This is a genomic window from Actinomyces stomatis, assembly GCF_031292835.1.
In the GTDB taxonomy this organism is placed as follows: domain Bacteria; phylum Actinomycetota; class Actinomycetes; order Actinomycetales; family Actinomycetaceae; genus Actinomyces; species Actinomyces stomatis.
Genome location: NZ_JASPEP010000006.1, coordinates 106,304 through 131,683, shown reverse-complemented (window position 1 = coordinate 131,683; position 25,380 = coordinate 106,304). Strand labels below are relative to the sequence as shown.

Below are 25,380 nucleotides of genomic sequence, written 5' to 3'. Positions count from 1 at the left end.
GCCCAACCCAACCCCCCACAACACAGAGAGCCAGGCAAACCAAAACAAAACAAACCCCCCAAACCACACAAAACACGCGCAGCCCAAGAGGCCATGGCATAAAAAACATGACACACTATCGAGTTCTCAAACAACACACCCACCGAGAACTATTCAAAAGACATTCGTCTTTCGTTTCGCTCTCAGAAGCGCCTGAGAAACTTTAGCGAGCCGCTTTTTCTGAGTCAAACGAATGGCTGGTGACCCTCGTCTCTCAATCGGCTCTGTTTAGTTTCTCAGTTCCCGTTCGGCTTGAGGAATTCATCCTCCCCGTTTCGGGCCGGAGAGAACATTACGCACTTGCCACCAACCCGTCAAACTGCAGAGCGGTGACGGTGCCCACAAGGCACTGTCACCGCCCAACAACTGCGTTCTGACGCCGACGCGCCCTTTGGAAGGAACCTAAACGGGGAACCTAAACGGTCCGTCCGACAGCCAGGTTCCGCCGCCCCTTGCGCACCAGCACCACTCCCCCGGCGAGCAGGTGCTCGGGGCCGATGACCACGGTCTCATCGGCCACCTTGACGTTGTTGAGGTAGGCCCCACCTCCGGCAATGGTCTTGCGGGCCGCGTTACGTCCTCGTTCCAGTCCCGTGCCCACCAGCAGGTCCACAATCGTGGTCTCTCCAACCGCCACATCGCTGGAGGCGAGATCGGACGTAGCGGCCAGGATCGTTGCCTCATCGATGTCGGCGAGGTCTCCGCGTCCCCACAGCGCGGAGGTCGCGGCTTCCGCCTGAACGGTCGCGTCGGCTCCGTGGACCCAGGTGGTGACTTCATGTGCCAGGACCCGCTGGGCCTCACGTGCCTTCGGGTTCTCAGCGGTCGCCGCCTCCAGGCGCTCGATCTCCTCGCGCTCCAGGAAGGTGAAGACCTTGAGGAAGCGCACCACGTCGGCGTCGTCTACCTGGAGCCAGAACTGGTAGAAGCCGTAGGGGCTGAGCATCTCGGGGTTGAGCCAGATGGCCCCGCCCTCTGACTTGCCGAACTTGGTGCCGTCGGCCTTGGTGATGAGCGGGTTGGTCATGACGTGGACCGACGCGCCCTCGACCTTGTGGATGAGGTCCATCCCGCCCACGAGGTTGCCCCACTGGTCGTTGCCACCGATCTCCAGGGTGCAGCCGTAGCGCCGGTAGAGCTCGAGGTAGTCGTTGGCCTGGAGGACCTGGTAGCTGAACTCGGTGTACGAGATGCCCTCCTCACTGGCCAGGCGGCGCGCAACGATGTCCTTGGAGAGCATGGTGCCCATGCGGAAGTGCTTGCCCAGGTCCCGCAGGAAGTCGATGGCGCTCATCGCCTGGGTCCAGTCCAGGTTGTTGACGATCCGCGCCGGATTGTCCCCGCTGAAGTCGAGAAGGTTCTCGAGCTGCTCCTGCAGGCTGGCCGCCCAGCCGGCGACGACGTCCTTGGTGTTGAGGCTGCGCTCACCCTTGGCGCGCGGGTCGCCGATGAGCCCAGTCGCCCCGCCAACCAGTGCCAGGGGGCGGTGGCCGGCGAGCTGAAGGTGGCGCATGACTTTGACGGCTACGAGGTGTCCGTGATGAAGGCTCGGCGCCGTGGGGTCGAACCCGCAATAGAAGGTGACGGCCCCGTCGGCGAGCGCCGCTCGCAGCGCGTCGATGTCGGTGTGCTGGGCGATGAGCCCGCGCCACTGCAGTTCGTCCAGGATGTCCGTCACTGTCCAGTCGCCTTCCATGGGTTGTCGTGCTTCGCGCACGCATGATCCCGGCGTGCCACGCTCGGGTCCGGCTGATACCTCCGGCGCAGATAGTCTGCCATGATCCGGCCCTGCTTCCGCGAGGAGACCGGGCCGCAGAGCCGTGAACCGGATACGGGGTTCGTTCACAAGACCTCCGTCGGGTGGTCCCATATGAGGGTGTATCGGTAGTAGAAGCGCCGTCGGATCCTGGCCTCGGGAAGCATCCGGGATGCCGCTGCACGAATCTCGGCCAGGGACTCTCTTGGAGGAAGCGTGACCACACCGATGTCGGGCGTCTCCCGGCGCAGGGCACCGACCGCGCGCAGAGGTAGGACAGCCAGCGCGGACAGCACCCAGTCCCACAGGCTCCTGTTGGCGGCCAGGCCGACGACGATGAGTCTGCCGCCGGGTGTCACCAGCTCGCTCAGCCTCGCCAGGGCGGGTTCCAGCGGGAGGTGGTGCAGCGTGGCCACGCAGCTGACCGTCTCGAAGGTTCCGATGCGCTGAGGCAGATCGGGATCCATGACGTCGTCGAGCAGCACCTCGGCCTGCGGAGTCTGTTCCAGACGTCTACGTGTTCGAGCAACCGCCTGCTCGTCGGTTTCAAGTCCGACGGCGCGGCGGCACACCGTTGCCAGGCGTGCGAGCAGGAGCCCGTCACCGCATCCGACATCGAGCGCGTTCCCACCGCGCAGCGCCGCGTCCCGCACGATGCGCCGGTGAAAGGCGACATTGTGGTTCCAGTAGTCACCGGACACTGCGGGAGCCTGACGGAGCGGCCGCCTCGGTCGGTCCGGCCGCATCACCCGAGATCTTGGAGCTCGCGCTCCGACCGATGGACACATCGGTTTCCTCGTTGGGCTGCACCGCCGGTCCACGCACCACGACACCGGCGTCGCGCAGCAGCGCCTCGCGCAGGTGGGGCATGACGGCGAAGTATGCCTCATCGGCATCCTCCACGAGATGCGTTGCGCTGGCCCCGACTTCTCGTCCCACTGCCGTTGTTGTCACGATCCGAGCGCGGGCATCCTTGGGATCCGGTTGACGCGACACCAGGCCGGCCCGCTCCAACCTGCGCAGCACCTGGCTGGCGGTTTTCACGTCCATTCCCGCCTGGGCCGCAATCATGACCTGGCTGGCACCGTCTCCCCGCTCCTCGAGCCACTGCGTGCAGGCCAGGAGGACGAACTGGGAGTGCGTCAGCCCAACTGGTTCCAGGGCGGCAGCGATGTCGCGCTGCCAGGCCAGCGCGGCCCTCCACATGAGGAAGCCGGGGCTCGCCTCCGGCCCCTGGAACCGTGTCTTCACATATCGACCCTAGCAGCCTCGACGAGTGAGTCGATGGCCTGCGGGAAGTCCTCGGCGATCCCCGGACCGATCGCCGGGCCAACATCGTCGGCACCGGGGCCGTCGATGTCGAGGCGGGTTGTCACAACGCTCTTCCCCTGTTCCTGTGCGGACGTGAAGGAGTGCGTGAAGGTCAGTTCCACTCCCCCGTAGGAGGCCCGGTCCGCCTGGACATGAGGTGGCTCCCAGCGGGTCACCGTGATCTCGACGCTGTCCTGCCCGGCAGGCGTCATCCTGATCGACGCACCGGGCCCCACGGGCTCGCGCGGCTCGTAGCGATCTCCCTGCGGGAGCTCGATCTCACCGGAGAGCACCTTGATCCAGGTCTCCCACAGGACCTCCACCGGGAGATCCACTGTCCGTTGGCACTCAGTCGACCACATGGCTTTCTCCTTCCTCCGCCCTCAGCGGTTCCGCGCCCCGAATAGTCTTCGCGCCGATAATCTGTGTACCTATTATTAGCGAACGGCAGGGGCTCCGGCAAGTGGGCACCCAGGTGTGAGGCTCGGTGCGGTTCAGCCTTGTGAACGCCGCCTGGCGACGGCGGGCCGGTACGTTGAGACGGTGGGCTCTCCATCCAGCCAGAAGCGCCACGGGAAGGCCTCTCCATCTCCCCCGGGACCGGCCACCCCGGTGCGTGGCCCGCTGCGGATGAGCTCGGGCTCCGGTGTCCGCTGAGGCTCCGGCAGCGTCAGGCTGATGCGCGACCCCGACCCGCCCAGCAGTGAGCCGTCATCGGAGCGGTCCAGTCCGAGTGCGGCACACAGGCGCGCCGGGCCACGGGCCAGGTCGCGGTCCGTGCGTGCCGCGGGACGACGCGCCCGAGCCAGCTCGATCCCGTCAACGACCTCTCCACCGCGCAGCAGCACCGCACGCGAGACTCCCGCCGGTCCGGCGACGATGTTGAGGCAGTGGTGCATGCCATAGGTGAAGTAGACGTAGATGCACCCGCCGGCCTCGAACATGGAGGCGTTGCGCGCCGTGCGTCCCCGGAAGGAGTGGGAGCCCGGGTCCTTCTCGCCGCAGTAGGCCTCCACCTCGGTCAGCCGGATCGCGACGCGGCCTTGAGAGTCGGCAACGGCGATGACGGCGCCCAGCAGCGCCGGAGCCACCTCCAGGCTGTCGCATCTGAGCAGCGAGGCGACCTCGGCGCTCAGACCCGTCGCCACCTCCCTCACGGCACCGTCTGACATCGTCCTTTCGCCCCGGTTCAGTCCTGCTCCTCCTCACTCCACTCGTCATCGGTCTCACTGGGCTCTGGCCACTGGGGACCCGCGGGGCCGTCCAGCAGAGAGCCCTCCCAGGCGAAGACTCGCAACTCGGCACTGCGGGCTATAGCACGGGCCAGCTGCTCCACGACCCGCACCGGTGCGGTGCCACCGTGCCCAGTGCGGGCAGCCACCGAGCCCTCGGCCGACAGGACCTCCCGCACGCCCGGGGTGAACCGCTCATCGATGGCGGCGAAGTCATCGTCAGTCAGGTCCCACAGCTCGATGCCGCACCTCTCGCACTCGCGCACGCAGGCGCCGGAGATCTCGTGGGCGCTTCGGAAGGGCACGCCATTCTTGACCAGCCACTCCGCGATGTCGGTGGCCAGGGAGAACCCCTGGGGGGCGAGCTCCGCCATGCGCTCGTAGTGGAGGGTCATTGTGCTCACCATGCCGCTGACGGCCGGCAGGAGAACGGCCAGGGTGTCGACGGCGTCGAAGACCGGCTCCTTATCCTCCTGCAGATCCCGGTTGTAGGCCAGGGGCAGAGCCTTGAGGGTGGCGAGCAGACCGGTCAGGTCACCGATGAGGCGTCCGGCCTTGCCGCGGGCGAGCTCGGCCACATCCGGGTTCTTCTTCTGCGGCATGATGGACGAGCCCGTGGAGTAGGAGTCGTCCAGGGTGACGAAGTCGAACTCCTTGGTGTTCCAGACAATGATCTCCTCACTCAGGCGCGAGACGTCCACCGCGACCATCGCAAGGACGAAGCTCAGCTCGGCAACGACATCACGGGCGGCGGTGCCGTCGATGGAGTTCTCCACGGCGGCCTCGAATCCGAGGTCGGCGGCCACGGCGTCGGGGTCCATGCCGAGAGTGTTTCCCGCCAGCGCACCGGAACCGTAGGGGCTCACGGCGGCGCGGGAGTCCCAGTCCTCAAGGCGCTCGACGTCGCGCATGAGCGGCCAGGCGTGGGCCAGCAGCTGGTGGGCGACGAGCACCGGCTGGGCATGCTGCATGTGGGTGCGTCCGGGCATGATGGCGTCGGAGGCCTGGGCGGCCTGGTCGATGAGGGCGTCGACGACGTCGAGGACGAGCCCGGCCACGTGGCGGGCCTGGTCGCGCAGGTACATGCGGATGAGGGTGGCGATCTGGTCATTGCGGCTGCGTCCAGCGCGCAGACGGCCCCCCAGGTCATCACCTGCGCGCTCGATGAGGCCGCGCTCCAGAGCCGTGTGGACGTCTTCGTCGGAGACTTCGGGGACGAAGATGCCGGCGACGACGTCGGCCTCAAGGCGGTCCAGGGCATCCAGCATTCCGGACAGCTGACCCGCATCCAGCAGACCGGCCTGTGCCAGGGCACGGGCGTGGGCCCGGGAGCCGGCGATGTCGTAACGGGCCAAGCGCCAATCGAAGTGAGTACTCACCGACAGGGCGGCCAGCGCGTCGGCGGGTCCTCCTAAGAAGCGTCCGCCCCACAGACTGACGCCGGCCGGGGCCGGGTCCTGCTGAGAGTCTGAGGCAACGGACTGGACAGCGGATGGCATAGCGGGCTGGCTGGAGAACTGGCTCATGGACCCATCATGGCTCATATCCCCATACAGATTCCTCAACGATCAGTCAGGAGAATGACCTGTCGTGGATCGCAGGCGAAGGCACCTACGCATTCTTGAGGACGGACCGGGAGAACGACCGGGGCGGGCGGCGCCAACCGACAAGAAGGAAGAAAGGCCCGCATGGCGGCTGACCGGCCATGCCATGATGAGTCGATGCCCGCCGAACAAGACGCCCTTTTCCCAGGTAAGCAGTTCATCTCCACCGTGCTCGAGGCGCTGGAGACCAAGACCCGGATGACCGGGGTGATCGCCCACCGATATCTCATGCGCGCGGCCATGGCCGGCATGATCGTGGCGATCTTCTATATCGTGAACTACGCCATTGTCGGCGTCTTCGACGGTCTTCACGCCGGAGAGACCTCTCTGGCAGGGATCGGCAAGCTCCTTGGGGCACTGGCCTTCGGCCCCGCTCTCGTCTTCATCTACTACACGAAGTCCGAGCTGCTCACCAGCAACATGATGGTGGTGGTCATCGGCTACTACTACAAGCGGATCTCAGCGTGGAGGGCCCTGAGGGTGCTGGTCATGTGTCTGGCCGGTAACTTCGTGGGCGGGCTCTTCTTCGCAGTCATGTACCGCTTCTCCACCCTCGTGGACGGAGCCAGTGGCGAGCAGGCCGTGCACTCAGTGGCTGTCAAGCTCCACTACCTGTCATCGGCCTCGGGGATCGCAGACCTCTTCGTGCGGGCGATCCTGTGCAACTTCATGATCAACCTGGCCATGCTCCTCATCTACAACGGCTTCATCCACGAGGACTGGTCCAAGATCTTCTCGATGATCATCGCCGTGTTCGTCTTCGCCTTCCTCGGCCTTGAGCACTCAGTGGCCAACACGGTCCTGTTCACTGTCGTCGGCCTGACACACGGGATCGATGTCCTTCCGGCGCTGGGGAACGTGGCCGTGGCACTGCTGGGCAACTTCGTGGGTGGCGGGCTGCTGATCGGCGCCTACTACGCCTACGCCAATGACGACTCCCGCTGGCTGCGCCGCCAGCCCCACCAGGACCAGGCACAAGCGGCCGAGTAGCCGAGTGCTCCGGAGACGGTGGGGCCTGGGCGCAGCTCAGTCAGAACCCCCGACCGTTGCCGGCACGCACGTCGCGGGCGGCAGCGAGCTTTGACTGCATCCCGTAGATCTCGATGAATCCCCGCGAGGAGGACTGGTCGAAGGTGTCTCCGCTCTCGTAGGTGGCCAGGTTGAAGTCGTACAGGCCCGTCTCGGAGCGGCGGCCGTTGACGGTCGCCCGACCGCCGTGCAGAACCATTCGAATGTCGCCGCTGACGTAGCGCTGCGTGTCCTCGATGAAGGCGTCCATGGAGCGCTTGAGCGGGGAGTACCACTGGGCCTCGTAGACGAGCTCGGCCCAGGTCTGCTCCATGCTCCGCTTGTAGCGGTGCTGCATGCGCTCCAGGGTGATGGCCTCAAGCGCCCGGTGGGCCTCGATAAGAGCCACGGCCCCGGGAGCCTCGTAGATCTCGCGGGACTTGATCCCTACGAGCCGGTCCTCGACCATGTCGATACGCCCTACACCCTGAGCGCCGGCCCTGCGGTTGAGCTCCTGAATCGCTTCCAGAGGGCTGACATCGCGACCGTCGATGGCCACGGGGATGCCCTCCTTGAAGGTGAGGATCACCTCGTCGGGCAGGGGCGGGTAGGCGGGGTCATCGGTGTAGACGTAGACGTCCTTGGTGGGGGCGTTCCACAGATCCTCGAGGAACCCGGTCTCAATGGCACGTCCCCAGACGTTCTGGTCGATGGAGAAGGGGTTGTGCTTGGTGGTCTCGATCGGCAGGTCGTGCTTCTCGGCGTAGTCGATGGCCACGTCACGGGTCAGCGCCAGGTCACGGACTGGAGAGATGCAGTCCATGTCAGGGGCCATCGAGGTGATGGAGACCTCGAAGCGGACCTGATCGTTGCCTTTGCCGGTGCAGCCGTGCGCCACGGTGTGCGCACCGAACTCGCGGGCGGCCTTGACCAGGTGGCGGGCGATGACGGGGCGGGAGAGCGCTGAGACGAGCGGGTAGGTCCCCTCGTAGAGGGCGTTGGCCTTGAGAGCAGGCATGCAGTAGTCGTTGGCGAACTCATCGCGGGCATCGGTGACATAGGCCTCGACGGCGCCGCAGTCGAGGGCTCGCTGACGGATCACCTCGAGGTCCTCGCCACCCTGGCCGACGTCGACGGCGACGGCCACAACCTCTCGACCGGTGGCCTCACCGATCCAACCGATGGCGACAGACGTGTCCAGGCCTCCGGAGTAGGCCAGGACGACACGGTCCTTATGGATACTCATGGGATCACTCTTCTCTTCGTGATGACGCCGGCGTACCGGCGCCGAGGTGACATGAGGGGCCAAGGATGGCGGGGAGAAAGGTCAGGTTCGGGCTGAGGGGTCGGCTAGGGCGAGCAGGTGCCTGGCCACGTCGGCTGCGACCTGAGCGCCGCGGGTAATGACCAGGACGGTGTCGTCTCCGGCGATGCACCCCATGACGCCGGGCATCATGGCGTCATCGACGGCCCCGGCGAGCAGCTGGGCGGCTCCGGCAGGAGTTCGCAGGACCACCTGGGGGCCGGCCCACTCGGCGGTGACCAGCAGCTCGGCGCACCATCGGGACAGACGGGGTGTGGTGTGGGCACGCAGGGAGTCGTCGGTCTCCTCCGTCTCGGAGAGGGCGCCGGCATGGACCTGGCCGGGGGCACCGGCCTCAGGCATGGAGTAGATGAGCTCTCCACCTGGGGCGCGGATCTTCGTGGCCCGCAGCTCCACCAGATCCCTCGAGAGCGTGGCCTGGGTGGTACTGATGCCCCGCTGTGCCAGGGCCTTGCGCAACTGGGCCTGGGAGCGGATACGTTCACGCGACAGGATCTGGACGATACTGGCGTGCCTGGCGGTCTTGGTCCCGGGTACCAGCGGGGCCGCTGCCGCCAGGTCGCGCTGAGAGACCTCAATGGTGGCACTCATGAACCGGCTCTCTCTGACAGTGCCCGAGCGAGGACCTCGGACAGCGTGGTGGTGAAGGCCCCGGCGTCCTCATCGGACAGGATGAAGGGCGGCGCCAGGCGAATCGTGTCGGGGCGCGGCGCATTGACGATGAAGCCGCGGGTCGCCAAGGAGGCGGCGAGCTCAGCGGCGGGCGGGAGTCCACCCTCCAGCCCGACACCGAGCAGCAGGCCGCGGCCGCGTACCTGGTCGACTCCGTCGACGGCCGCCAGCTCCCGGGACCAGGCCGAGCCGAGCTGCTGAACCCGGTCGAGCAGGGCCTGGCTGCGGATGGTCTCGATGACGGCGAGCGCTGCTGCGCAGGCCACGGGGTTTCCGCCGAAGGTGGTGCCGTGCTGTCCCGGCCCGAGGAGAGCCGCGGCCTGACCGGTGGCGACGACTGCGCCGATGGGGACGCCTCCGCCCAGTCCCTTGGCCAGGGTGACGACGTCGGGGACGACGCCTGGCGCCAGCAGGTGGTGGGCCATCCAGGCGCCGGTGCGTCCCATTCCGGTCTGGACCTCATCGATGATAAGCAGGGCGCCGGCGGCCTCGGTCAGCTCGCGGGCCGCCTCCAGGTATCCGGCGGGCAGCTCGCGCACCCCGGCCTCACCCTGAATGGGTTCGACGACGAGTGCTGCCACATCCGGCCCCAGTGCAGTGCGCAGTGCCTCGATGTCACCGGCGGGGATGAACTCCACCCCGCCGGGCAGCGGCTCGAAGGGCTCACGGTAGGCGGCCTTGTGGGTCAGGGCCAGGGCACCCATGGACCTGCCGTGGAAGGCGTCCTGGAGGGCCAGGACCCGGGGGCGCCGGTCACCGCCGTGGCGACGGGCGATCTTGAAGGCGGCCTCATTGGCCTCGGTACCGGAGTTGGCCAGGAAGACGCGCGAGTCGTGAGCGGGACGGCTGGGGAAGGTCAGCCGGACGAGCTCCTCGGCGAGATTGACCTGGGCGGGGGTGGTGAAGAAGTTCGAGACGTGACCCAGTTCAGCGAGCTGGTCGGTGACGGCCCGGATGATCGCGGGGTGTGCGTGGCCCAGGCAGTTGACGGCAATGCCCGCCAGCAGGTCGATGTACTCCCGGCCGTCGGCGTCCCAGACGTGGGCGCCCCGTCCCCGCACCAGGACCCGGCCGGGGGTGCCGAAGGTGTTCATGACGGCGTCGGTGTAACGGGTCAGCCATCCGGCGTTGTCGGTGCCGCCCCCGGTGGCTTCGGCGGTGGGGGCCGGCGCTTGTGAGGAGGGGGTCATAGGCTCTTGCCTCCGTTCAACGGTGGGATCGGGGCGTCTCCGGGGTGGATGACGGTGCCGACACCCTGGTCGGTGACGATCTCGAGCAGCATGCTGTGGGCCTGGCGCCCGTCAACGACGTGCGCCTGTGCGACTCCTCCGTAGACGGCCCGCAGACAGGCCTCCATCTTGGGGATCATCCCGGCCTCGAGCGTGGGTAGGAGCTCCTCCAGCGCAGCGGCGCTGATGAAGGGCACCAGTGTGCTGCGGTCGGGCCAGGCGGAGTAGAGCCCCTCGACGTCGGTGAGCATGAGCAGGGTGCGGGCCTTGAGGGCCACGGCGATCGCGGCGGCGGCCGTGTCGGCGTTGACGTTGAGGACCGTCTCGGAGTCCGTCGTCAGCGGGGCGACCGAGGAGATGACCGGGATGCGGCCCTGGTCGAGCAGGTCGATGATGGGCTGCGGGCTGACGTCGACGACGTCACCGACCAGGCCGACATCGACCTTGTGCCCGTCCACCGTGGCCAGGCGCTGCCGGGCTCGCAGGAGTCCGCCGTCCTCACCACTGATGCCGACCGCGGCTGAGCCGTCGATGTTGAGCAGGGAGACGAGCTCTCGCTGCACGGAGCCGGTGAGGACCATGCGGACAACGTCCATGACCTCGGGTGTGGTCACGCGCAGGCCTCCGCGGAACTCCGAGGTGATGTTCAGCCGCTTGAGCATCGCGTTGATCTGGGGCCCACCGCCGTGGACGACGACGGGGCGCACCCCGACCTGGTGGAGGAAGAGGATGTCCTGCGCGAAGGCGCGCTTGAGATCATCGTTGACCATGGCGTTGCCGCCGTACTTGATGACCATGGTGGCGCCCTTGTAGGTGCGCAGCCACGGTACGGCCTCCAGCAGGACGGATGCCTTGGTCTGTGGGTCGAGAGGGGTCCGTTTCATGTCGTGTAGTCCGCGTTGATGGTGACGTATCCGTGGGTGAGGTCGTTGGTCCACACGGTGGCCTCGGCCGGGCCCGCCGACAGGTCGATGTCGATGCGGGTCTCGCGTGGGCTCATGTCCACCGCGTCCCGGTTCGGTTCGGGGGTGCCGTGGCTGAAGATCGTGATGCCGTTGATGGCGACATCGACCTCATCGGGGTTGAAGGGGCAGACGTCCTCGGGCACGGTCCCGAGCTGGGAGAGGATGCGCCCCCAGTTGGGGTCGGCCCCGGCGACGGCGCACTTGAGGAGGTTGGAGGAGCTGACGGTGCGGGCCGCGGCCTCGGCGGCCTCCTCGCTGACGGCGCCGGAGACGGTGATGGCGATGTCGTGGGTGGCGCCCTCGGCATCGGCCACGAGGCGCCGGCCGAGCCTGCTCATCACCTCGGTGAGCGCCTCGTCGAACTCGGCTCGAGAGGGGGTGGTGCCGGAGGCTCCGGAGGCAAGTAGGAGAACCGTGTCATTGGTGGACATGCAGCCGTCGGAGTTGATCCGGTTGACGGTTCGTGCCGTGGCGGCTGCCAGGGCGTCCTGCGCCTGCGGAGGAGTGATGACGGCGTCGGTGGTGATGACGGCGAGCATGGTGGCCATCCCAGGGGCCAGCATGCCCACTCCCTTGATCATGCCGCCGATGGTCCAGCTCTGCTCGCCGGTACCGACTACGACGACGTCCTCCTTGGAGACGGTGTCGGTCGTCATGATGGCGGTGGCGGCATCGGTCCCGGCCTGGGACGTGTCGGCCAGGGCGAGGGCGGCGACGTCGACTCCCTCCAGGAGGACGGGCATATCGATGCGCTCTCCGATGACGCCAGTGGAGCAGACCAGGACCTGGCCCGGTTCGGCTCCCAGCAGGCCGGCGGTGCGGGCGGCGGTGGCCTCGGTGTCGTTCAGGCCCTGCGTGCCGGTGCAGGCGTTGGCACTGCCGGAGTTGAGGACGACGGCGCGGGCGTGGCCCGGCCGGGCACCTTCCTGACCGGCCAGGAGCCGCCGTGACCAGACGACGGGGGCGGCGACGACCCGGTTGGTGGTGAACACTCCGGCCGCGGTGTCGAGCGGTCCGTCATTGACGACGAGGGCGAGATCGGGCCTGCCGGAGGCCTTGAGGCCGGCGCGCACGCCGGCGGCGCGGAATCCCTGGGCTGCGGTCACGCTCACGGTGCGACTCCTTGGGTGACGATGGCGGTGGTCTCCTCCAGCCCGAGGGCGAGGTTGAGGGACTGCACGGCGGCACTGGCGGTCCCCTTACCGAGGTTGTCGATGGCGCACATGGCGATAACGGAGTCCGCACGACGGTCGATAGCGACCTGAACGGTTGCGGTTCCGCTTCCCAGGACGGTGCCGGTGTTGGGCCAGGTGCCCTCGGGCAGCAGCTGGATGAGGCTCTCACCGTTGCCGGTGACCCCGTAGGCGTCATCCCAGGCCGCCCGTAGGGTGGCTTCCGGGTCGGGGGCCTCGCGCAGAGCCGAAGTCATGGGGGCGGTGACTGTGGCGAGGATGCCACGGCTCATGGGGACCAGGACCGGGGTGAAGGACAGGTGTACTGAGCCGGCGGCAGCGCCGGCCGCCTCCAGGTTCTGGATGATCTCGGGAATGTGTCGGTGGGTGCCGCCGACGGCATAGGGCTGAGCCGACCCCAGTGCCTCAGCGGCAGTGAGGTGAGGCTTGAGCGCCTTGCCGGCGCCGGAGTAGCCGACCGCCAGCACCGCGGTCAGTCGGGAGGAGTTGAGGAGTCCGGCGGCGACGCCGGGCTGGACGGCCAGGGTGACGGCAGTGACGTTGCAGCCGGGAACTGCGATGCGCCTGGTGGCGGCCAGCTCGTCGCGCTGAGCGCGGGGGCGCGTCTCGCCGTTGCGCAGGAGCTCGGGCATGCCGTAGGTCCAAGCGCCGGCGTAGTCGGAGCCGTAGAAGGTCTCCCATGCCTGCTGACTGGTCAGGCGGTGGTCCGCCCCGCAGTCGATGAGTAAGGGGGCGCCTCCGCCGTCCGGCGCGAGCCTCTCAAGGGCCGCTGTGATGGCTCCGGAGGCCCCGTGCGGCAGGGCCAGGACGACGACGTCGTGCTCAGCGAGGATCTCCGCCTCGGTGGGCTGGACGATTCGGTCCGCCAGGGACACCAGGTGCGGGTGGTGGTCTCCGAGCCGACTGCCGGCGGATGAAGCCGCCGTGAGCGCACCGACCTCCACCTCGGGGTGGGCCGTGAGCAGGCGCAGGACCTCACCGCCGGCGTACCCGGTGGCTCCAGCAACAGCAACTGTCCAACTCATACAGCAACCATACATCCGCCTGCATAGAAATGCACTCGTCGGTGGTCACTGAAATTTTTCTCCCCCCTGCCCCGACGTCGAGGACTAGGAGCGATCGCGGCGACCGGTGAGCGTGTCGTCATAGAGGGAGGTGGCGATGGCGTCGGCCCACTGACGCACCTCACCCCAGTCGCGGTAGTCACCCTCGGTCGCTCCCCCGAGTCTGGCGATGGAGCGTTCACGCAGACTGAGCTTGGAGGGATCGAAGCGGCCCGCGAAGGTCACGTGATCCTCCGGGTCAATGGCCAGGAGCACCGGGCCGATACGCATGGGATCGGAGACCTTGCCCTTCGGCAGACCGGAGAGCCCCACGGAGAAGGCCCACACAGGCTTGTCCCTGAGGACATCATGGAAGCGCTCGGTGAAGTCGACGGCCTCCGGCGTCCACTTGGTCATGTAGACCGCACTCCCCAGGACGAAGGCGTCATACCCCTCGACACTGTCGACATCCTCGGGACGTTTGGTCTCCACATCGATCTGGGCGGCCTGGAGCCGCTCGGCAATCACCGCAGCCACCTCATCGGTGGACCCGTGCTTGGAGGAAGAGGTCAGCAGGATCTTCATGCCACCTAGTATTACCGAGAGCACACCTGCTGTCTGGGATCCCCTGCTCGCCGAAGACATCGAAGAGGCACTGACGGCCATGATGTGCGTCACATCATGGCCGTCAGTTCTTGTGAGGACGGACGTGGTTCAGCTGCGCAGCTCGGCTCCCAGAAGCTTGGCGGCCCGCTTGACCACGCGCTTGCGCACGCCGGCGGTCTCTTCGGCGGTCAGCGTGCGGTCAGGGGCTCGCAGCACCAGGGAGAACGCCAGAGACTTCTTGCCCTCGCCGAGCTGGGGGCCGCGGAAGACGTCGAAGAGACGCACCTCCTCGGCCAGGTCCCCTGCGGCCTGTCTGACCAGGGCCTCGACCTCGGCGGCAGTGGTGGTCTCGTCGACGACGAGGGCGATGTCCTCCTTGGCGGCCGGGAAGGTGGAGACGGCCTTGACCTGGAGTGCCCCGGCGCCGCGGGAGGCCTCCAGCAACGGGTTGAGGTCGATCTCGACGGCGCAGGCCCGCTCCGGAAGTCCGAGGGCGCGGACCACCCGCGGGTGGAGCTCGCCGGCGTGGGCGACGATCCTGCCGGGCTCGACCTCCTTGCCCCGACGTCGACCGGGTAGGCGGATCTCCGCGGTGCGACCGGGGTGCCAGGGGGCGTAGGGGCGCTCAGGGGCGGAGACCTCGATGTCCACCCCGAGCGTGCTGGCCACAGTGCGGACCACCTCGACGGCGTCGGCCCAGTCCCAAGGGCGGCCGACCCCCAGGACTCCGCTGCGCTCGTGCTCACCGGTCATGACGGCACCGACATGAGTGGGCTGAGCGGGGACGCCCGCCTCAAGGGCCGCCTCCTCTGAGTCGGTGGGACGCCCGGCGGTTCCGGGGATCGGGGCGGGAATGGTGCCGGCCGGGTGGGTGACTGAGCCGATCTCGAAGACGGCGACGTCAGTCAGGCCTCGGGAGACGTTGCGCCGGGCGACATCGACCAGGGAGTCGAGCACGCTGGTGCGCAGGTAGGGGGTGTCCTCGGCCAGGGGGTTGGCCAGACGGACCGTCTGGCGGCGAACGTCGTCCGTTGAGATCTCGAGCAGGTCGTGGATGTCCCCGATGAAGGGGTAGGACAGGACCTGGGTGAGTCCGGCCTCGGCCAGGGCGCGCACGACGTCACGGCGGGCCCTCTGGTCGGCGCTCAGTCCCGTGCCGGCGGGGGCCGCGGGCACGATGACCGGGATGGCGTCGTAGCCGTCGAGGCGGGCGATCTCCTCAACCAGGTGGGCGGAACCCACGAGGTCCGGGCGCCAGGTCGGCGGCGTGACGGTCAGCAGAACGGTTCCGTCGTCGGCGGAGCCGCTGCGCTCCACGGTGCATCCGATGGTGGTGAGCAGCTCGGTGACGCGCTCGGTTCCGTAGGCGACGCCGGTCAGTCGTTCGGCGGCGTCGGCGCGCATGGTGATGGGCTCGGGGGCCCGGGTGCGGTTGATGTCGGTGGCCACGGGCTCGGCGGTGCCGCCGCCGTACTCGACGAGCAGGTCGACGGCCCGCTGCGCGGCGATGGGCGCCAGCTCGGTGTCCACGCCGCGCTCGTTGCGCTTGGAGGACTCGGTGGGCAGTTTGTGGCGTCGGGAGGAGCGGGCCACGGAGACCGGGTCGAAGTGGGCGGCCTCGATGAGGACGTCGCGGGTGCTGGCGTCGACCTCGCTGAGAGCGCCGCCGAAGACACCGGCCAGAACCAGGGCCCGGGAGCCCTCGCCCTCCGGGGAGTCGGCGATGACCAGGTCCTCGGGGTCGAGGGTGCGGGTGACGTCATCGAGGAAGGTGAGGCGCTCACCATCCTTCGCCCGGCGCACAACGATGGGGGCAGTGAGCTTACCGGCGTCGAAGGCGTGCAGTGGCTGACCCAAGTCGAGCATGACGTAGTTGGTGACGTCGACGGCCAGGGAGATGGGCCGCATGCCTGCGGCGGTGAGGCGGTCCTGCATCCAGGCAGGCGACGGTGCGTTCGGGTCGATGCCGCGCACGAGACGGGCGACGTAGCGGTCGCAGCCGGGGCGTCCGTGGATGGGGCGGGGGTCCTCGGGGATGACGACGTCGAAGCCGTCTTCGTCGACAGGGGCCACGCCGTTGGGGTAGAGCCCCGTGTCGGTGGCGTCGGCGGGGTCGGTGAAGCGGGCGCCGGTGGAGTGGGAGTACTCGCGGGCCACGCCGCGCATGGAGAAGCAGTAGCCGCGGTCCGGGGTCACGTTGATCTCGAGGACCTCCTCCCCCAGGCCGAGGATGCCGATGGCGTCGGTCCCGGGGGCGGGCGGTTCCTCACCCTCGTGGCCGTGCTCGGCCAGCCACTGCTGGAGCACGATGATGCCGGAGTGGTCCTCCCCGATGCCGAGCTCACGGGCGGAGCAGATCATGCCGTCGGAGACGTGGCCGTAGGTCTTGCGCGCGGCAATGCGGAAGTCACCGGGGAGGACGGCGCCGGGCAGGCAGACCACGACGTAGTCACCGACGTCGAAGTTGTGGGCGCCGCAGACGATGCCGCGGCTGGGCAGCTCGGAGGGCTCCTTGCCGGTGCCGGGGGCATCGTTGTGCTCGGGTCCGACGTCGACGCGGCAGTAGTTGATGACCTTGCCGTTGGACTGCTCCTTGGCCTCGCGGGTGAGGACCTTGCCGACGACGAGGGGGCCGGTGACGGCCGGGGGAACGATGCGCTCCTCCTCCAGGCCCACCCGGACGAGGTCGGCGGCGAGCTGCTCGGCACTCAGGTCGGCGGGAACATCGACGTGCTCGCGCAGCCATTCAATAGGGACGTAGGGCATGTCAGTTTCCCTTTCCGGTGGTGCCGAACTGCTGGGAGAAGCGGATGTCGCCCTCGACGATGTCGTGCATGTCGGCGATGCCGTGGCGCAGCATGAGGGTGCGCTCCAGGCCCATGCCGAAGGCGAAGCCGGTGTAGACCTCGGGGTCGATGCCGCAGGCCGTGAGCACGTTGGGGTTGACCATGCCGCAGCCTCCCCACTCGATCCAGCCGGCGCCGCCCTTCTTCTGAGGGAACCACAGGTCCATCTCGGCGCTGGGCTCAGTGAAGGGGAAGAAGGAGGGACGCAGGCGGGTGCGCGCCTCGGGACCGAACATGGCCTTGGCGAAGTGGTCGAGGACGCCCTTGAGGTGCGCCATCGTCAGGCCCTTGTCCACGGCCAGGCCCTCGACCTGGTGGAAGACGGGGGTGTGGGTCTGATCGAGCTCGTCGGAGCGGAAGACCTTGCCGGGGCAGGCCACGTAGATCGGGGGCTGCTGATCGAGCATGACCCGGGCCTGGACCGGGGATGTGTGGGTGCGCAGCACAAGGTTGGCCGCCTGCCCCTCGTCCGCCCCGACGCTGGAGCCGTCGATGTAGAAGGTGTCCTGCATCTGGCGGGCGGGGTGATCGGCGTCGAAGTTGAGGGCGTCGAAGTCGAACCACTCGTGCTCCACCTCCGGCCCCTCGGCGATGGACCAGCCCATGGCGACGAACAGGTCAGTGACCTCGTCGACGAGGATGTCAAGGGGGTGCCGGGCGCCCCTCTGCGTCCGCGAGGTGGGGATGGTGACGTCGACCGCCTCGGTGCGCAGCATCTCCTCCTCGGCGGCGGCCTCGAGGGTCTCCTGTCTGGCGGCCAGGGCCTTGGCGATACGCCCGCGAGCGCCGCCCAGGAGCTTGCCGGCCGTGGGCTTATCCGCCTTGTCCAGGGTGCCGATGAGCCGGTTGGCCAGGGTCAGTGGTGAGGCGTCGCCGGTATGGGCCAGGCGGGCCTCCTTGAGCTCGGCGAGGGTGCCGGCTGCGGCGAAGGCGGCCAGGGCCTCCTCGACGGCGGCGTTGATGCCGGCCTCGTCCAGGGGCGAGAGCGCGCCGGGAGCGTCAGTCATATGCGGTGCCTTCCACCAGGTGTCTCCGGGGTTGTCCGCCCTTAAGGGTAGTCTGCGCCGTCGCGAGGGCGTGAATCGTCTCGTCACCGGGGTGGCGCGGTAGCCGCTCCCCGCACCTTGTCATGTGGTCACGTGCTCCAGTCGGGCTGCTGCCACCTGGGACTTGACGGTGACGTTACGTCACCTGCTGTCATGGATTCATGCGCATCAAGGAGCTTGCCCGGATCGCCGGCACCACGCCGAGGGCGGTGCGTCACTACCACCACCTGGGCCTGTTGGAGATTCCGCCCACGGTACGGGGGAAGCGCGAGTACGGCGTCGAGCACGTGGCCCGTCTGCTGCGTATCCGGTGGCTGGCCGACGGCGGGCTGTCGCTGACTCAGGTGGCTGAGATGCTCGCCTCGGACACGATCGGCACCGATCAGGACTCCCGCCGTGAGGCGGTGCTGCGTGACCTGCGGGCCACTCGGGGCACGATCGAGGCACAGCAACGCAGCCTGGCCGAGCAGGCCTCCCGTGTCGATGAGCTCATCGCCCGGGTGGAGCGCGGTGAGGGCCTGTCCCCCGCCCCCAGCGCCCTGACGCGTTTCTACGACGACATGGAGGCCAGGATCGCCCACCTGGGCGGCAGCATGCGAGGGCTGCGGGCCGAACGCCAGATGATGGTGGTACTCGCCTCGCTGGGCATGGTGCCCGACAGTGCGATCCCCTTCATCGAGGGACTGGATGAGGCCGATCGGGAGTTGGCCGCCCAGCAGATCGCGGACTTCACCCGGCTGTCCACATTGCCGGAGAAGGAGGGCCGGGCCGAGGCCCACCGGATTGCGCAGAACAGCTGGGGGCTGGCGTGCCGCCACAAGGAGCACGCCCTGGCCGTCCTGGACGACCTGCCCTCGGGCGCTCTGGGCCGTGCCATGTGGCGACTCACCCATGTGCTGACTACTTCCAGCTATCCGCATCCGGCTCAGCAGGCCTTCGTGGCTGAGCTCATGGAGCTCTTGCTCGCCGATCCGGACTTCGCCGCAACTATCCGCCGCTCGGCGGGAGAGGAGCCAGTGCTGTGAAAACCGAGGCAAAGAAGGCAGTAGTCGCATCAGCAGCGATGTCCCACACGGGCTCAGCCGAGCACGCCACGGATTCCCCTCCCGCCGCGGTCCGTGACCTGGGACGCGGGACTGAGTCGCCGGTGCACGTGCGCGGTGTGGTCAAGCGCTTCGGGCGCTTCAGGGCTCTGGACCACCTCGACCTGGAGGTGGAGGCGGGCAGCGTCCACGGCTTCCTCGGCCCCAACGGTGCGGGTAAGTCCACAACGATCCGTGTCCTGCTGGGGCTCTACCGGCCAGATGAGGGAAGTGTGAGCGTGCTGGGCCGCGAGCCGTGGAGGGATGCCGCGCTCATCAACCGGGAGGTCTCCTATGTTCCCGGTGATGTGGCGCTGTGGCCGGCCCTGACCGGCGGACAGGTGCTCGATGCCCTGTCCGGACTGCGAGGATCGCGCGACACCGATCGGGAGGCCGAGCTCATCGAACGGTTCGATCTCGATCCGACCAAGCGGGTACGGACCTACTCCAAGGGGAACCGGCAGAAGGTGGCGCTCGTGGCCGCCCTGGCAGCACCGACGCGGCTGCTCGTGCTCGACGAGCCCACCAGCGGCCTGGATCCCCTCATGGAGCGGGTCTTCACCGAGGAGGTCGCCAGGGCCGCCGGTGAGGGCCGCACGGTTCTGCTCTCCAGCCACATCCTGGCCGAGGTCCAACGCCTGTGCAGTGCGGTCACGATCATCAAGAACGGCCGCGTCGTCCAGCACGGTGACCTGGGGACCCTGCGGCGTCTGTCACGCACCCGCATCGAGCTGGGCGTTCCGACCGACGAGCTCGCCACCGTCTCGCAGGAACTGGAGACCATGGATCTCGACGTCGTCGAGGACAGTGGCCGTCTCAGCCTCGAGGTGTCGGCGGAGCAGGTGCCGGCGGTGCTGAGCCTCGCGGGCGAGCACCGGATCCAGGACGTCACGTGTGAGCCGGCCAGTCTGGAGGATCTCTTCCTGCGTCACTACGAGGAGGCCTGATGAACGCCGCATCGAGCACAGCAGCGAACGCGATGGTGCCGACCGTCAGCTCCGGCGCGAACGGTGCCCTGGCCGGCTGGGACGCCTACCTGCGGATTCTGCTGAGACGATTCCGGTTTCAGATCGTGGCTTGGCTGATGCCCCTGTGGCTGTTAGTCGGTGTCACCGCGCCGAGCTACGAGAGCGTCTACCCCTCGTTGGAGACCCGGACGGTGCTCATCGAGCAGATGCGCAAGTCTCCGGGGACGCGCCTGCTCTACGGATACGTCCCGACTCCTGGCCGGCTCGGGCAGCTCCTGCAGTGGGAGACTGGGACCTTCCTGCTCGTGTGCACCTCACTCATGGCGATTCTGCTGACGTGCCGGGTGCTGCGGGCGGATGAGGACGAGGGTCTCGTCGAGATCCTGCGCGCCACGGGTGTGGGCAGGTCGGTTCCCTTTCTCGTGCCGGTGGGTCTGATGTGGGCAGTGGTCGGCACCCTGTCTGCGGGGGTCGGTGGCATTCTGACCTGGCAGACCAGGAGGATCGAGGAGCTGACGGTCACTGGGGCCTGGGCGCTGGCCGGGACGATCTGCGTAACCGGCTGGGTGTTCTCGGCCGTCGCGGCGGTGGCCTCCCAGTTGGGACGTCAGGTGGGCCAGGCCAGGGGCCTGTCCATGGTGATGCTCGCACTCGCCTTCGTGATGCGGGTGAGCGCCGACCAGATCTCAGACGGCACTGGCTCGGACTGGCTCAGGTGGTTGACTCCCCTGGGTTGGCGTGACCTCGTACGCCCGTACACCGATGACCGTTTCGCGGTGCTCGCGGTGTGCGGCGCCGTTGCCATCGCTCTGACACTCGGCGCCGCGGTGCTCGCCGCGCGCCGTGAGTATCTGGACGGCTACCTCCCCGACCGCAGCTCGTCTCGGGGGCGGTGGCGAGTGCGGGGACATATGGATCTGCTCGGGCGCCTGTCGTGGCGCGGTCTCGTCGGTTGGGCACTGGCCTCGACGGGTCTTGCGCTCCTGTACGGATCCGTCTCTGGCAGCATCAAGGACCTGCTGGCCCCCGGTTCTCCGACGGCGTCCTATGTCGGCAAGATGGCCGTGGGGTCCCCGGTGGAGCAGTTCATGTCCCTCATGACAGTGGTGACGGTACTGCTTGTGGCTGTGGCGGCGGTGCGGCGGGTGAACCGGTTGGCGGGTCTGGAGCACGCGGGCCTGGTGGAGGTCGAGCTGGCCGCCGGAGTCAGTCGAGGACGCGTGTTCCTGCTCCAGGTTCTGTGCGCCCTGATCGAGTCGATGGTCCTGCTGCTCGTCTCGGCAGCGGTCCTTGCGGCGACGACGGCGACTCAGCTCACGGACGACCACGCCGTGGCGCGGTCCTTCATGTTCACGGTGAGCCAGCTGCCCGGTATGGTGGCGGCCATCGGGATCGCGGCCGCCCTGGTGGGTCTGGCGCCGAGACTGACCGGCCTGTCCTGGGCGGTCGTCACCTGGAGCGCTTTCGCCCAGTTCTTCGGTGGACTCGTCGAGCTCAAGGACTGGGCCAAGGACCTCAGCGTGCTCGGGCATCATCTCGACGTCGTCGGCTCACCTGACTGGAAACCCTTGGCCGTCCAGACGGCGGTAGGACTCACCGGCATCATGATCGGACTGGTCGCCTACACCCGCCGCGACCTGCCCGCCTGACGACGAGACTGTTCTCTCTCACCTCGTCATCTTGTGTTGCTCTCAGAACAGATATACCGCGCCGATCAGGTGGACGAGGGCAACGGCAAGAGGGAACACCGCCATCCCCGGCAGGCGGTACATCACTCCGATCGCAGTGTCTCCAAGCTGAGCGGCCGCCGACGCAGCCAAGACGAGCAACGTCAGCGGTCGGGCAGGATCCAGCCAGACAGCAACGGCGACAAGTAGTCCGAGTGGGATGCTTCGAGCCGCGTACATCGCCGGATAGAAACGGCTCTCTCGCCCGTCAGAGCCAGGCGGCGCAAGTGCCTGCGGACGGAGCACCGTAACGACACCGAACCCCGCAGAGACGATTCCCAGCGACGAGTTCAGCGACGCAAGCCACCACGGCATGAGGACCACTCTCCCTATCGTTCACATCTGAATCATTCCTTACTGTACCGTTATTCTCATGACCGGAGAAGATGGCCACGCAATCCTGTCCTCGGCATGCTTCCAGCTCGGTGTCGCAGGCAGCCAGATCACCCAATCCTTCTCAAGACGCATCGAACACATCGGCCTGTCCCACAAACAAGTGGGACTGCTCGCCGTCGTCGACGCCGGAGTGGCGACCTCACAACGCGAGATCGCCACACGACTTCATGTCGCCCCAAGCCTGGTGGTGACACTGGTCGACCAGCTCGCCAGCACCGGTGCCGTGCGCAGGACGCGCAGTCGGAGCGACCGTCGAGTGCAGACCATCGAGATCACCGACGAAGGGCGCAAGCTGCTGAAGACTGCCACCGATGTCGCCAGCAGACTCGACGCCGACCTGCGCACGTCCCTCTCCCCCGACGATCAACAGGCCTTGGACAGGCTCCTGCCTTCACTTCTTCACTCCGCTGTGACAACAGGCCAAGACGAGGCGTAGCCCAGGTCAGCTCACCGGCTTCCGACACACGGACAACGTACTTTCCGGCAGCGGATATGCTCCCAATGTCGCGGCGAGCACCCACCACACCCAGTCGACTCGGATTCGGGCGCTGGCCAAGGACCTCAGCGTGCTCGGGCACCATCTCGACGTCGTCGGAACCCCCGACTGGAAGCCCTTGGCCGTCCAGACCGTGGTTGGCCTCATCGGCATCACGATCGGCCTGGTCACCTACACCCGCCGCGACCTGCCCGCCTGAACACCATCACTACAGCTCATCTCCACCCCTCCATCCAGCGACACCTTGTAGACGGCACCATAAAGACTGGACGTTTCCCGCCCTGCTTTACTGTCAAGATTGCTCGTGTTAGCGTCCCATTACCCCGACGCAGACAGCAATACCATCACACGAGGAGAATCACTGATGGCAAAGCTCATTTCCCGGCGTCATACCCTTGGTCTGCCGCTTGCTCTCGCAGCGACCGCGTACATCGGTCATAGCACAGGAGCAGCAGCGGCCACCTCAACAACCACCAATGAGGCGGCCATTCCTGCGACGAGATTCTACCCGGGCCGGAACGGAAGAAGAGGACTGGTCGTCTACCTTGACGGTGACGGCCAGGAGCTGCATGACAGTGACGGCGACGATACGTCCCCGATTCCCGGCGGCCTTGCCGGAGCGGACGGAATCGTTGGCGCCGCAACAAGCCGAGGCTATGACGTCTTGTCCGTTCGCACCCCGAGCAGGGATAGAAAATGGTGGAGCGGAGACAATGTCAACTATCTGACGGACACAATCCAGAGGGAAAGCACCAAGCACGCAAGCACACTGGACCAATTGTGGCTTATCGGCTACTCCGGAGGATCCGAGTTCATCACCCAGAGCTTCTTCCCCGAGTATGCCGAAAGCATGAAAGCCGGAGGATTCCTTGTCTTTGGCGGAGGCAACGCCCCGAAGGACCAGACTGGAGTCTCATTCTCCCCTCAAGCGCGAAGTACGTTCTCACTGAACTGGGTGACCGGGAAATTGGATTCGTCCAAAGATTATGACGCCCTCGGGAACGCGAAGAAGGGACTGGCCTTCTACAGCTCAGCCCCGGACGTCGCCTTCAGTCACACGTGGAGCGAATGGCCCAACAACAACCATGAGAACATCACGAAGCACTTCGGCCGCTACGTCGGAGTCGTACTCGAGCGGTACCAGTAGACCGGTCTCCTACAGCTGACTCCGCTTGTGAGGGTGGGGCGATGTTGTCGCCCCACCCTCAGCGGGTACGCGACTCGATGTACCTGGCCAGAGCACCCAGGGACCAGTTCACGATGATGTAGAGCACCGCGATGATGACATAGGTCTGGAAGAAGACCGACAAACGGGCGTCGATCTTCGCCTGACCGATCATGGTGGAACCGCGATACATGAGCTCGGGGTAGGCGAGCACGTACGCCAGTGTCGTCCCCTTGATGATGGTCACCAGCTGCGTCACCAGAGTCGGGAGCATGAGGCGCAGGGCCTGTGGCGCCAGAATGAGACGCATTGTGAGAGATTGACTCATCCCCAGTGCCACGGCGGCCTCTGTCTGTCCCCTATCCAGTGCCCGGACACCGGAGCGGAAGACCTCCGCCGTCGTCGCCGAGGTGCACATGACGATCGGCAGAGCCAGCTTCCAGAAGTCCGAGACCGTCGCGAAGCGGGGAACCACCAGGAGGAAGAAGTAGACGAGCAGCAGCATCGGCACCGCCCTCATGGCATCGATCCACAGGCCGACCAGCCACCTCACGGGGCGGTTGTCCAGCAGACGGAGCCATCCCAGGGCGATTCCCAGAGGGAAGGTGAGGACGGCGGAGACGGCCCCCAGGCTCAACGTAGTACCGGCTGCCTCCAGGAGCTGACTGACGACCGAGCGTCCCAGGAAGTAGCGCCACTCGGGGTAGTCGAGCTGCCCCGCGAGGTCCAGTCGGTAGAGAACCGCACCCACCAGCGCCGCGATTCCAATGACGGCGAAGACCGATCCGATGGCGATCAGGATGCGCCCCCGCGGCCCCGGCTCATCGAAGAGCAGCGCCGCATCCGTTGCCCCGGAGCCCTGGCCCCGCTGCCGACGTGGACGGGCATCTGCCATCGGCATGATGTCTGAGCTCATGCTCGTCCCCTCCCCATGAACTCGAGGCGTCTTTCAAGAAGCCCGCCGAGCCTCGTCGCGGCAAAGGCGATGGCCAAGTAGGTGAGACCGGAGGTGAGGAAGGTGATGACTCCCGCAGCCCGATCCTGGTTGATTCTCTGCGTGACGGCCGTCAGCTCGACGACGCCGATGGCCGCGGCGAGCGAGGAGCCGATGAGGCAGGCGATGAAGATGTTGACCAACGGCTGGATCGTGCGCACCAGCGCCTGGGGCAGGACAATGCCGCGGATGATGAGGCCGAAGGGCATTCCCAGAGCGCGAGCGGCCTCGATCTGGCCCTTCGGCACCGAGTTGATTCCGCTGCGGACCGTCTCGCACACGAATCCGGATGAGGAGAAGATCAGTGCGACGATCACCGACCAGAAAAGAGGGATCGTGATGCCGACATGGGGTAGCGCCAACCCGATGAGCACCATGAGGCACAAGTTGGGAATGTTGCAGGCGACTGTCACCCACGCCGCGCCCAGCGCGCGCAGCGGAGGGATGGGACCGACCCGGAAGATGGCCATGAGCGATCCCAGGAACAGCCCACCCAGGTAGGACAGGACGGAGATCACTAGGGTAACCAGCAGCCCCCAGCCGATATCGGCAAGATTATCGGTAATGGCACTCACAGTCGCCTCCTTGCAAGATGCGGGTCGTCACCATGACGGGAATGCTGCCGGCTGCCGTGCCACCGAGACCCTGTAGCGGATCCGCTCGGACCGAGGACACGGC

At 67.1% G+C, this 25,380-nt stretch carries 25 protein-coding genes; 7 read left to right on the top strand and 18 right to left on the bottom strand.

Annotation, left to right across the window (positions count from 1 at the left end; genetic code table 11):
* Positions 1-454 precede the first annotated feature (454 nt).
* From tyrS to argH, 6 genes are all read right to left on the bottom strand, one after another.
* Positions 455-1,717: a tyrosine--tRNA ligase gene (tyrS, locus tag RIV12_RS05860; protein ID WP_309322789.1), complete on the bottom strand. Its 1,263-nt coding sequence runs from the start codon at positions 1,715-1,717 to the stop codon at positions 455-457.
* A gap of 164 nt (positions 1,718-1,881) precedes the next feature.
* Positions 1,882-2,496: a class I SAM-dependent methyltransferase gene (locus RIV12_RS05855; RefSeq protein ID WP_309322788.1), complete on the bottom strand. Its 615-nt coding sequence runs from the start codon at positions 2,494-2,496 to the stop codon at positions 1,882-1,884.
* A complete protein-coding gene (locus tag RIV12_RS05850) occupies positions 2,486-3,046 on the bottom strand; it encodes a MarR family winged helix-turn-helix transcriptional regulator (protein ID WP_309322787.1) in 561 nt (186 codons plus the stop codon). The genes RIV12_RS05855 and RIV12_RS05850 overlap by 11 nt, the downstream gene beginning before the upstream one ends.
* Positions 3,043-3,468 (bottom strand): SRPBCC family protein, encoded by a 426-nt coding sequence (locus RIV12_RS05845; RefSeq protein WP_075418935.1) that lies wholly within the window; start codon positions 3,466-3,468, stop codon positions 3,043-3,045. The genes RIV12_RS05850 and RIV12_RS05845 overlap by 4 nt, the downstream gene beginning before the upstream one ends.
* A gap of 132 nt (positions 3,469-3,600) precedes the next feature.
* Entirely contained in the window at positions 3,601-4,278 is a 678-nt protein-coding gene (locus tag RIV12_RS05840; RefSeq protein ID WP_309322786.1) for a DNA-3-methyladenine glycosylase, read from the bottom strand.
* Between the two features lie 17 nt (positions 4,279-4,295).
* The gene (gene argH, locus RIV12_RS05835; RefSeq protein ID WP_309322785.1) at positions 4,296-5,882 is read right to left on the bottom strand and encodes an argininosuccinate lyase; all 1,587 of its coding nucleotides are present in this window, start codon (positions 5,880-5,882) and stop codon (positions 4,296-4,298) included.
* A 177-nt stretch (positions 5,883-6,059) separates the two neighbouring features.
* Between argH and RIV12_RS05830 the strand changes: the two genes are divergently transcribed.
* Positions 6,060-6,932 carry a formate/nitrite transporter family protein gene (locus tag RIV12_RS05830; RefSeq protein ID WP_075418937.1) on the top strand — a complete coding sequence of 291 codons (873 nt, stop codon included), beginning with the start codon at positions 6,060-6,062 and terminating at the stop codon, positions 6,930-6,932.
* A 40-nt stretch (positions 6,933-6,972) separates the two neighbouring features.
* On the opposite strand, the gene RIV12_RS05825 is transcribed toward RIV12_RS05830, so the two are convergent.
* The 9 genes from RIV12_RS05825 to pheS all read right to left on the bottom strand — a co-directional run bounded on the left by RIV12_RS05825 (position 6,973) and on the right by pheS (position 17,835).
* Positions 6,973-8,196 carry an argininosuccinate synthase gene (locus tag RIV12_RS05825; RefSeq protein WP_309322784.1) on the bottom strand — a complete coding sequence of 408 codons (1,224 nt, stop codon included), beginning with the start codon at positions 8,194-8,196 and terminating at the stop codon, positions 6,973-6,975.
* Positions 8,197-8,277: 81 nt separating this feature from the next.
* Positions 8,278-8,865: an arginine repressor gene (locus RIV12_RS05820; RefSeq protein ID WP_309322783.1), complete on the bottom strand. Its 588-nt coding sequence runs from the start codon at positions 8,863-8,865 to the stop codon at positions 8,278-8,280.
* Entirely contained in the window at positions 8,862-10,136 is a 1,275-nt protein-coding gene (locus RIV12_RS05815; protein WP_075418940.1) for an acetylornithine transaminase, read from the bottom strand. The genes RIV12_RS05820 and RIV12_RS05815 overlap by 4 nt, the downstream gene beginning before the upstream one ends.
* Entirely contained in the window at positions 10,133-11,059 is a 927-nt protein-coding gene (gene argB, locus RIV12_RS05810; protein WP_075418941.1) for an acetylglutamate kinase, read from the bottom strand. The genes RIV12_RS05815 and argB overlap by 4 nt, the downstream gene beginning before the upstream one ends.
* Positions 11,056-12,252 (bottom strand): bifunctional glutamate N-acetyltransferase/amino-acid acetyltransferase ArgJ, encoded by a 1,197-nt coding sequence (gene argJ / locus RIV12_RS05805; RefSeq protein ID WP_309322782.1) that lies wholly within the window; start codon positions 12,250-12,252, stop codon positions 11,056-11,058. The genes argB and argJ overlap by 4 nt, the downstream gene beginning before the upstream one ends.
* On the bottom strand, positions 12,249-13,358 hold the full coding sequence (gene argC / locus RIV12_RS05800) for an N-acetyl-gamma-glutamyl-phosphate reductase (protein WP_309322781.1): 1,110 nt from the start codon (positions 13,356-13,358) through the stop codon (positions 12,249-12,251). Before argC ends, argJ begins: the two co-directional genes overlap by 4 nt.
* A gap of 84 nt (positions 13,359-13,442) precedes the next feature.
* Positions 13,443-13,961, bottom strand: coding sequence for a flavodoxin domain-containing protein (locus tag RIV12_RS05795; protein ID WP_309322780.1), 519 nt, complete (start codon positions 13,959-13,961; stop codon positions 13,443-13,445).
* Between the two features lie 129 nt (positions 13,962-14,090).
* Positions 14,091-16,748 carry a phenylalanine--tRNA ligase subunit beta gene (gene pheT, locus RIV12_RS05790; protein WP_309322779.1) on the bottom strand — a complete coding sequence of 886 codons (2,658 nt, stop codon included), beginning with the start codon at positions 16,746-16,748 and terminating at the stop codon, positions 14,091-14,093.
* A 1-nt stretch (position 16,749) separates the two neighbouring features.
* Complete coding sequence (pheS, locus tag RIV12_RS05785; RefSeq protein WP_075418946.1) at positions 16,750-17,835, bottom strand: phenylalanine--tRNA ligase subunit alpha; 1,086 nt, start codon at positions 17,833-17,835, stop codon at positions 16,750-16,752.
* Positions 17,836-18,035: 200 nt separating this feature from the next.
* Between pheS and RIV12_RS05780 the strand changes: the two genes are divergently transcribed.
* From RIV12_RS05780 to RIV12_RS05770, 3 genes are read left to right on the top strand one after another with little or no spacing between them, the layout of a single operon-like run.
* The gene (locus tag RIV12_RS05780) at positions 18,036-18,899 is read left to right on the top strand and encodes a MerR family transcriptional regulator (protein WP_309322778.1); all 864 of its coding nucleotides are present in this window, start codon (positions 18,036-18,038) and stop codon (positions 18,897-18,899) included.
* Positions 18,900-18,937: 38 nt separating this feature from the next.
* On the top strand, positions 18,938-19,903 hold the full coding sequence (locus RIV12_RS05775) for an ABC transporter ATP-binding protein (RefSeq protein WP_309322797.1): 966 nt from the start codon (positions 18,938-18,940) through the stop codon (positions 19,901-19,903).
* Positions 19,903-21,573 carry an ABC transporter permease gene (locus RIV12_RS05770; protein ID WP_309322777.1) on the top strand — a complete coding sequence of 557 codons (1,671 nt, stop codon included), beginning with the start codon at positions 19,903-19,905 and terminating at the stop codon, positions 21,571-21,573. Before RIV12_RS05775 ends, RIV12_RS05770 begins: the two co-directional genes overlap by 1 nt.
* A gap of 42 nt (positions 21,574-21,615) precedes the next feature.
* Here RIV12_RS05770 and RIV12_RS05765 read toward each other — a convergent pair whose 3' ends face one another.
* Positions 21,616-21,975: a hypothetical protein gene (locus RIV12_RS05765; protein ID WP_309322776.1), complete on the bottom strand. Its 360-nt coding sequence runs from the start codon at positions 21,973-21,975 to the stop codon at positions 21,616-21,618.
* A 49-nt stretch (positions 21,976-22,024) separates the two neighbouring features.
* On the opposite strand from RIV12_RS05765, the gene RIV12_RS05760 reads away from it, so the two are divergent.
* The 3 genes from RIV12_RS05760 (at position 22,025) to RIV12_RS05750 (ending at position 23,690) form a co-directional block, all read left to right on the top strand.
* Positions 22,025-22,483, top strand: a complete 459-nt coding sequence (locus RIV12_RS05760; protein ID WP_309322775.1) for a MarR family winged helix-turn-helix transcriptional regulator — start codon at positions 22,025-22,027, stop codon at positions 22,481-22,483.
* A 130-nt stretch (positions 22,484-22,613) separates the two neighbouring features.
* Positions 22,614-22,742 carry a hypothetical protein gene (locus RIV12_RS05755; RefSeq protein WP_309322774.1) on the top strand — a complete coding sequence of 43 codons (129 nt, stop codon included), beginning with the start codon at positions 22,614-22,616 and terminating at the stop codon, positions 22,740-22,742.
* A gap of 165 nt (positions 22,743-22,907) precedes the next feature.
* Positions 22,908-23,690 carry a hypothetical protein gene (locus RIV12_RS05750; RefSeq protein WP_309322773.1) on the top strand — a complete coding sequence of 261 codons (783 nt, stop codon included), beginning with the start codon at positions 22,908-22,910 and terminating at the stop codon, positions 23,688-23,690.
* Positions 23,691-23,748: 58 nt separating this feature from the next.
* Here RIV12_RS05750 and RIV12_RS05745 read toward each other — a convergent pair whose 3' ends face one another.
* Together RIV12_RS05745 and RIV12_RS05740 are read right to left on the bottom strand one after the other, a co-directional pair.
* Positions 23,749-24,624, bottom strand: coding sequence for an amino acid ABC transporter permease (locus RIV12_RS05745; protein WP_309322772.1), 876 nt, complete (start codon positions 24,622-24,624; stop codon positions 23,749-23,751).
* Positions 24,621-25,277, bottom strand: coding sequence for an amino acid ABC transporter permease (locus RIV12_RS05740; RefSeq protein WP_309322771.1), 657 nt, complete (start codon positions 25,275-25,277; stop codon positions 24,621-24,623). Before RIV12_RS05740 ends, RIV12_RS05745 begins: the two co-directional genes overlap by 4 nt.
* Between the last annotated feature and the right edge of the window lie 103 nt (positions 25,278-25,380).

What these genes read in the sequence shown, in the direction of transcription:
- RIV12_RS05825 (WP_309322784.1), bottom strand. Translation starts at nt 8,196, where the DNA reads ATGAGTATCCATAAGGACCGTGTCGTCCTGGCCTACTCCGGAGGCCTG.
- RIV12_RS05780 (WP_309322778.1), top strand. Translation starts at nt 18,036, where the DNA reads ATGCGCATCAAGGAGCTTGCCCGGATCGCCGGCACCACGCCGAGGGCG.
- argH (WP_309322785.1), bottom strand. Translation starts at nt 5,882, where the DNA reads ATGAGCCATGATGGGTCCATGAGCCAGTTCTCCAGCCAGCCCGCTATG.
- RIV12_RS05770 (WP_309322777.1), top strand. Translation starts at nt 19,903, where the DNA reads ATGAACGCCGCATCGAGCACAGCAGCGAACGCGATGGTGCCGACCGTC.
- RIV12_RS05830 (WP_075418937.1), top strand. Translation starts at nt 6,060, where the DNA reads ATGCCCGCCGAACAAGACGCCCTTTTCCCAGGTAAGCAGTTCATCTCC.
- RIV12_RS05745 (WP_309322772.1), bottom strand. Translation starts at nt 24,624, where the DNA reads ATGAGCTCAGACATCATGCCGATGGCAGATGCCCGTCCACGTCGGCAG.
- RIV12_RS05795 (WP_309322780.1), bottom strand. Translation starts at nt 13,961, where the DNA reads ATGAAGATCCTGCTGACCTCTTCCTCCAAGCACGGGTCCACCGATGAG.
- RIV12_RS05845 (WP_075418935.1), bottom strand. Translation starts at nt 3,468, where the DNA reads ATGTGGTCGACTGAGTGCCAACGGACAGTGGATCTCCCGGTGGAGGTC.
- pheT (WP_309322779.1), bottom strand. Translation starts at nt 16,748, where the DNA reads ATGCCCTACGTCCCTATTGAATGGCTGCGCGAGCACGTCGATGTTCCC.
- RIV12_RS05815 (WP_075418940.1), bottom strand. Translation starts at nt 10,136, where the DNA reads ATGACCCCCTCCTCACAAGCGCCGGCCCCCACCGCCGAAGCCACCGGG.
- RIV12_RS05775 (WP_309322797.1), top strand. Translation starts at nt 18,938, where the DNA reads ATGTCCCACACGGGCTCAGCCGAGCACGCCACGGATTCCCCTCCCGCC.
- pheS (WP_075418946.1), bottom strand. Translation starts at nt 17,835, where the DNA reads ATGACTGACGCTCCCGGCGCGCTCTCGCCCCTGGACGAGGCCGGCATC.
- argB (WP_075418941.1), bottom strand. Translation starts at nt 11,059, where the DNA reads ATGAAACGGACCCCTCTCGACCCACAGACCAAGGCATCCGTCCTGCTG.
- argC (WP_309322781.1), bottom strand. Translation starts at nt 13,358, where the DNA reads ATGAGTTGGACAGTTGCTGTTGCTGGAGCCACCGGGTACGCCGGCGGT.
- RIV12_RS05820 (WP_309322783.1), bottom strand. Translation starts at nt 8,865, where the DNA reads ATGAGTGCCACCATTGAGGTCTCTCAGCGCGACCTGGCGGCAGCGGCC.
- RIV12_RS05840 (WP_309322786.1), bottom strand. Translation starts at nt 4,278, where the DNA reads ATGTCAGACGGTGCCGTGAGGGAGGTGGCGACGGGTCTGAGCGCCGAG.
- RIV12_RS05760 (WP_309322775.1), top strand. Translation starts at nt 22,025, where the DNA reads ATGACCGGAGAAGATGGCCACGCAATCCTGTCCTCGGCATGCTTCCAG.
- RIV12_RS05750 (WP_309322773.1), top strand. Translation starts at nt 22,908, where the DNA reads ATGGCAAAGCTCATTTCCCGGCGTCATACCCTTGGTCTGCCGCTTGCT.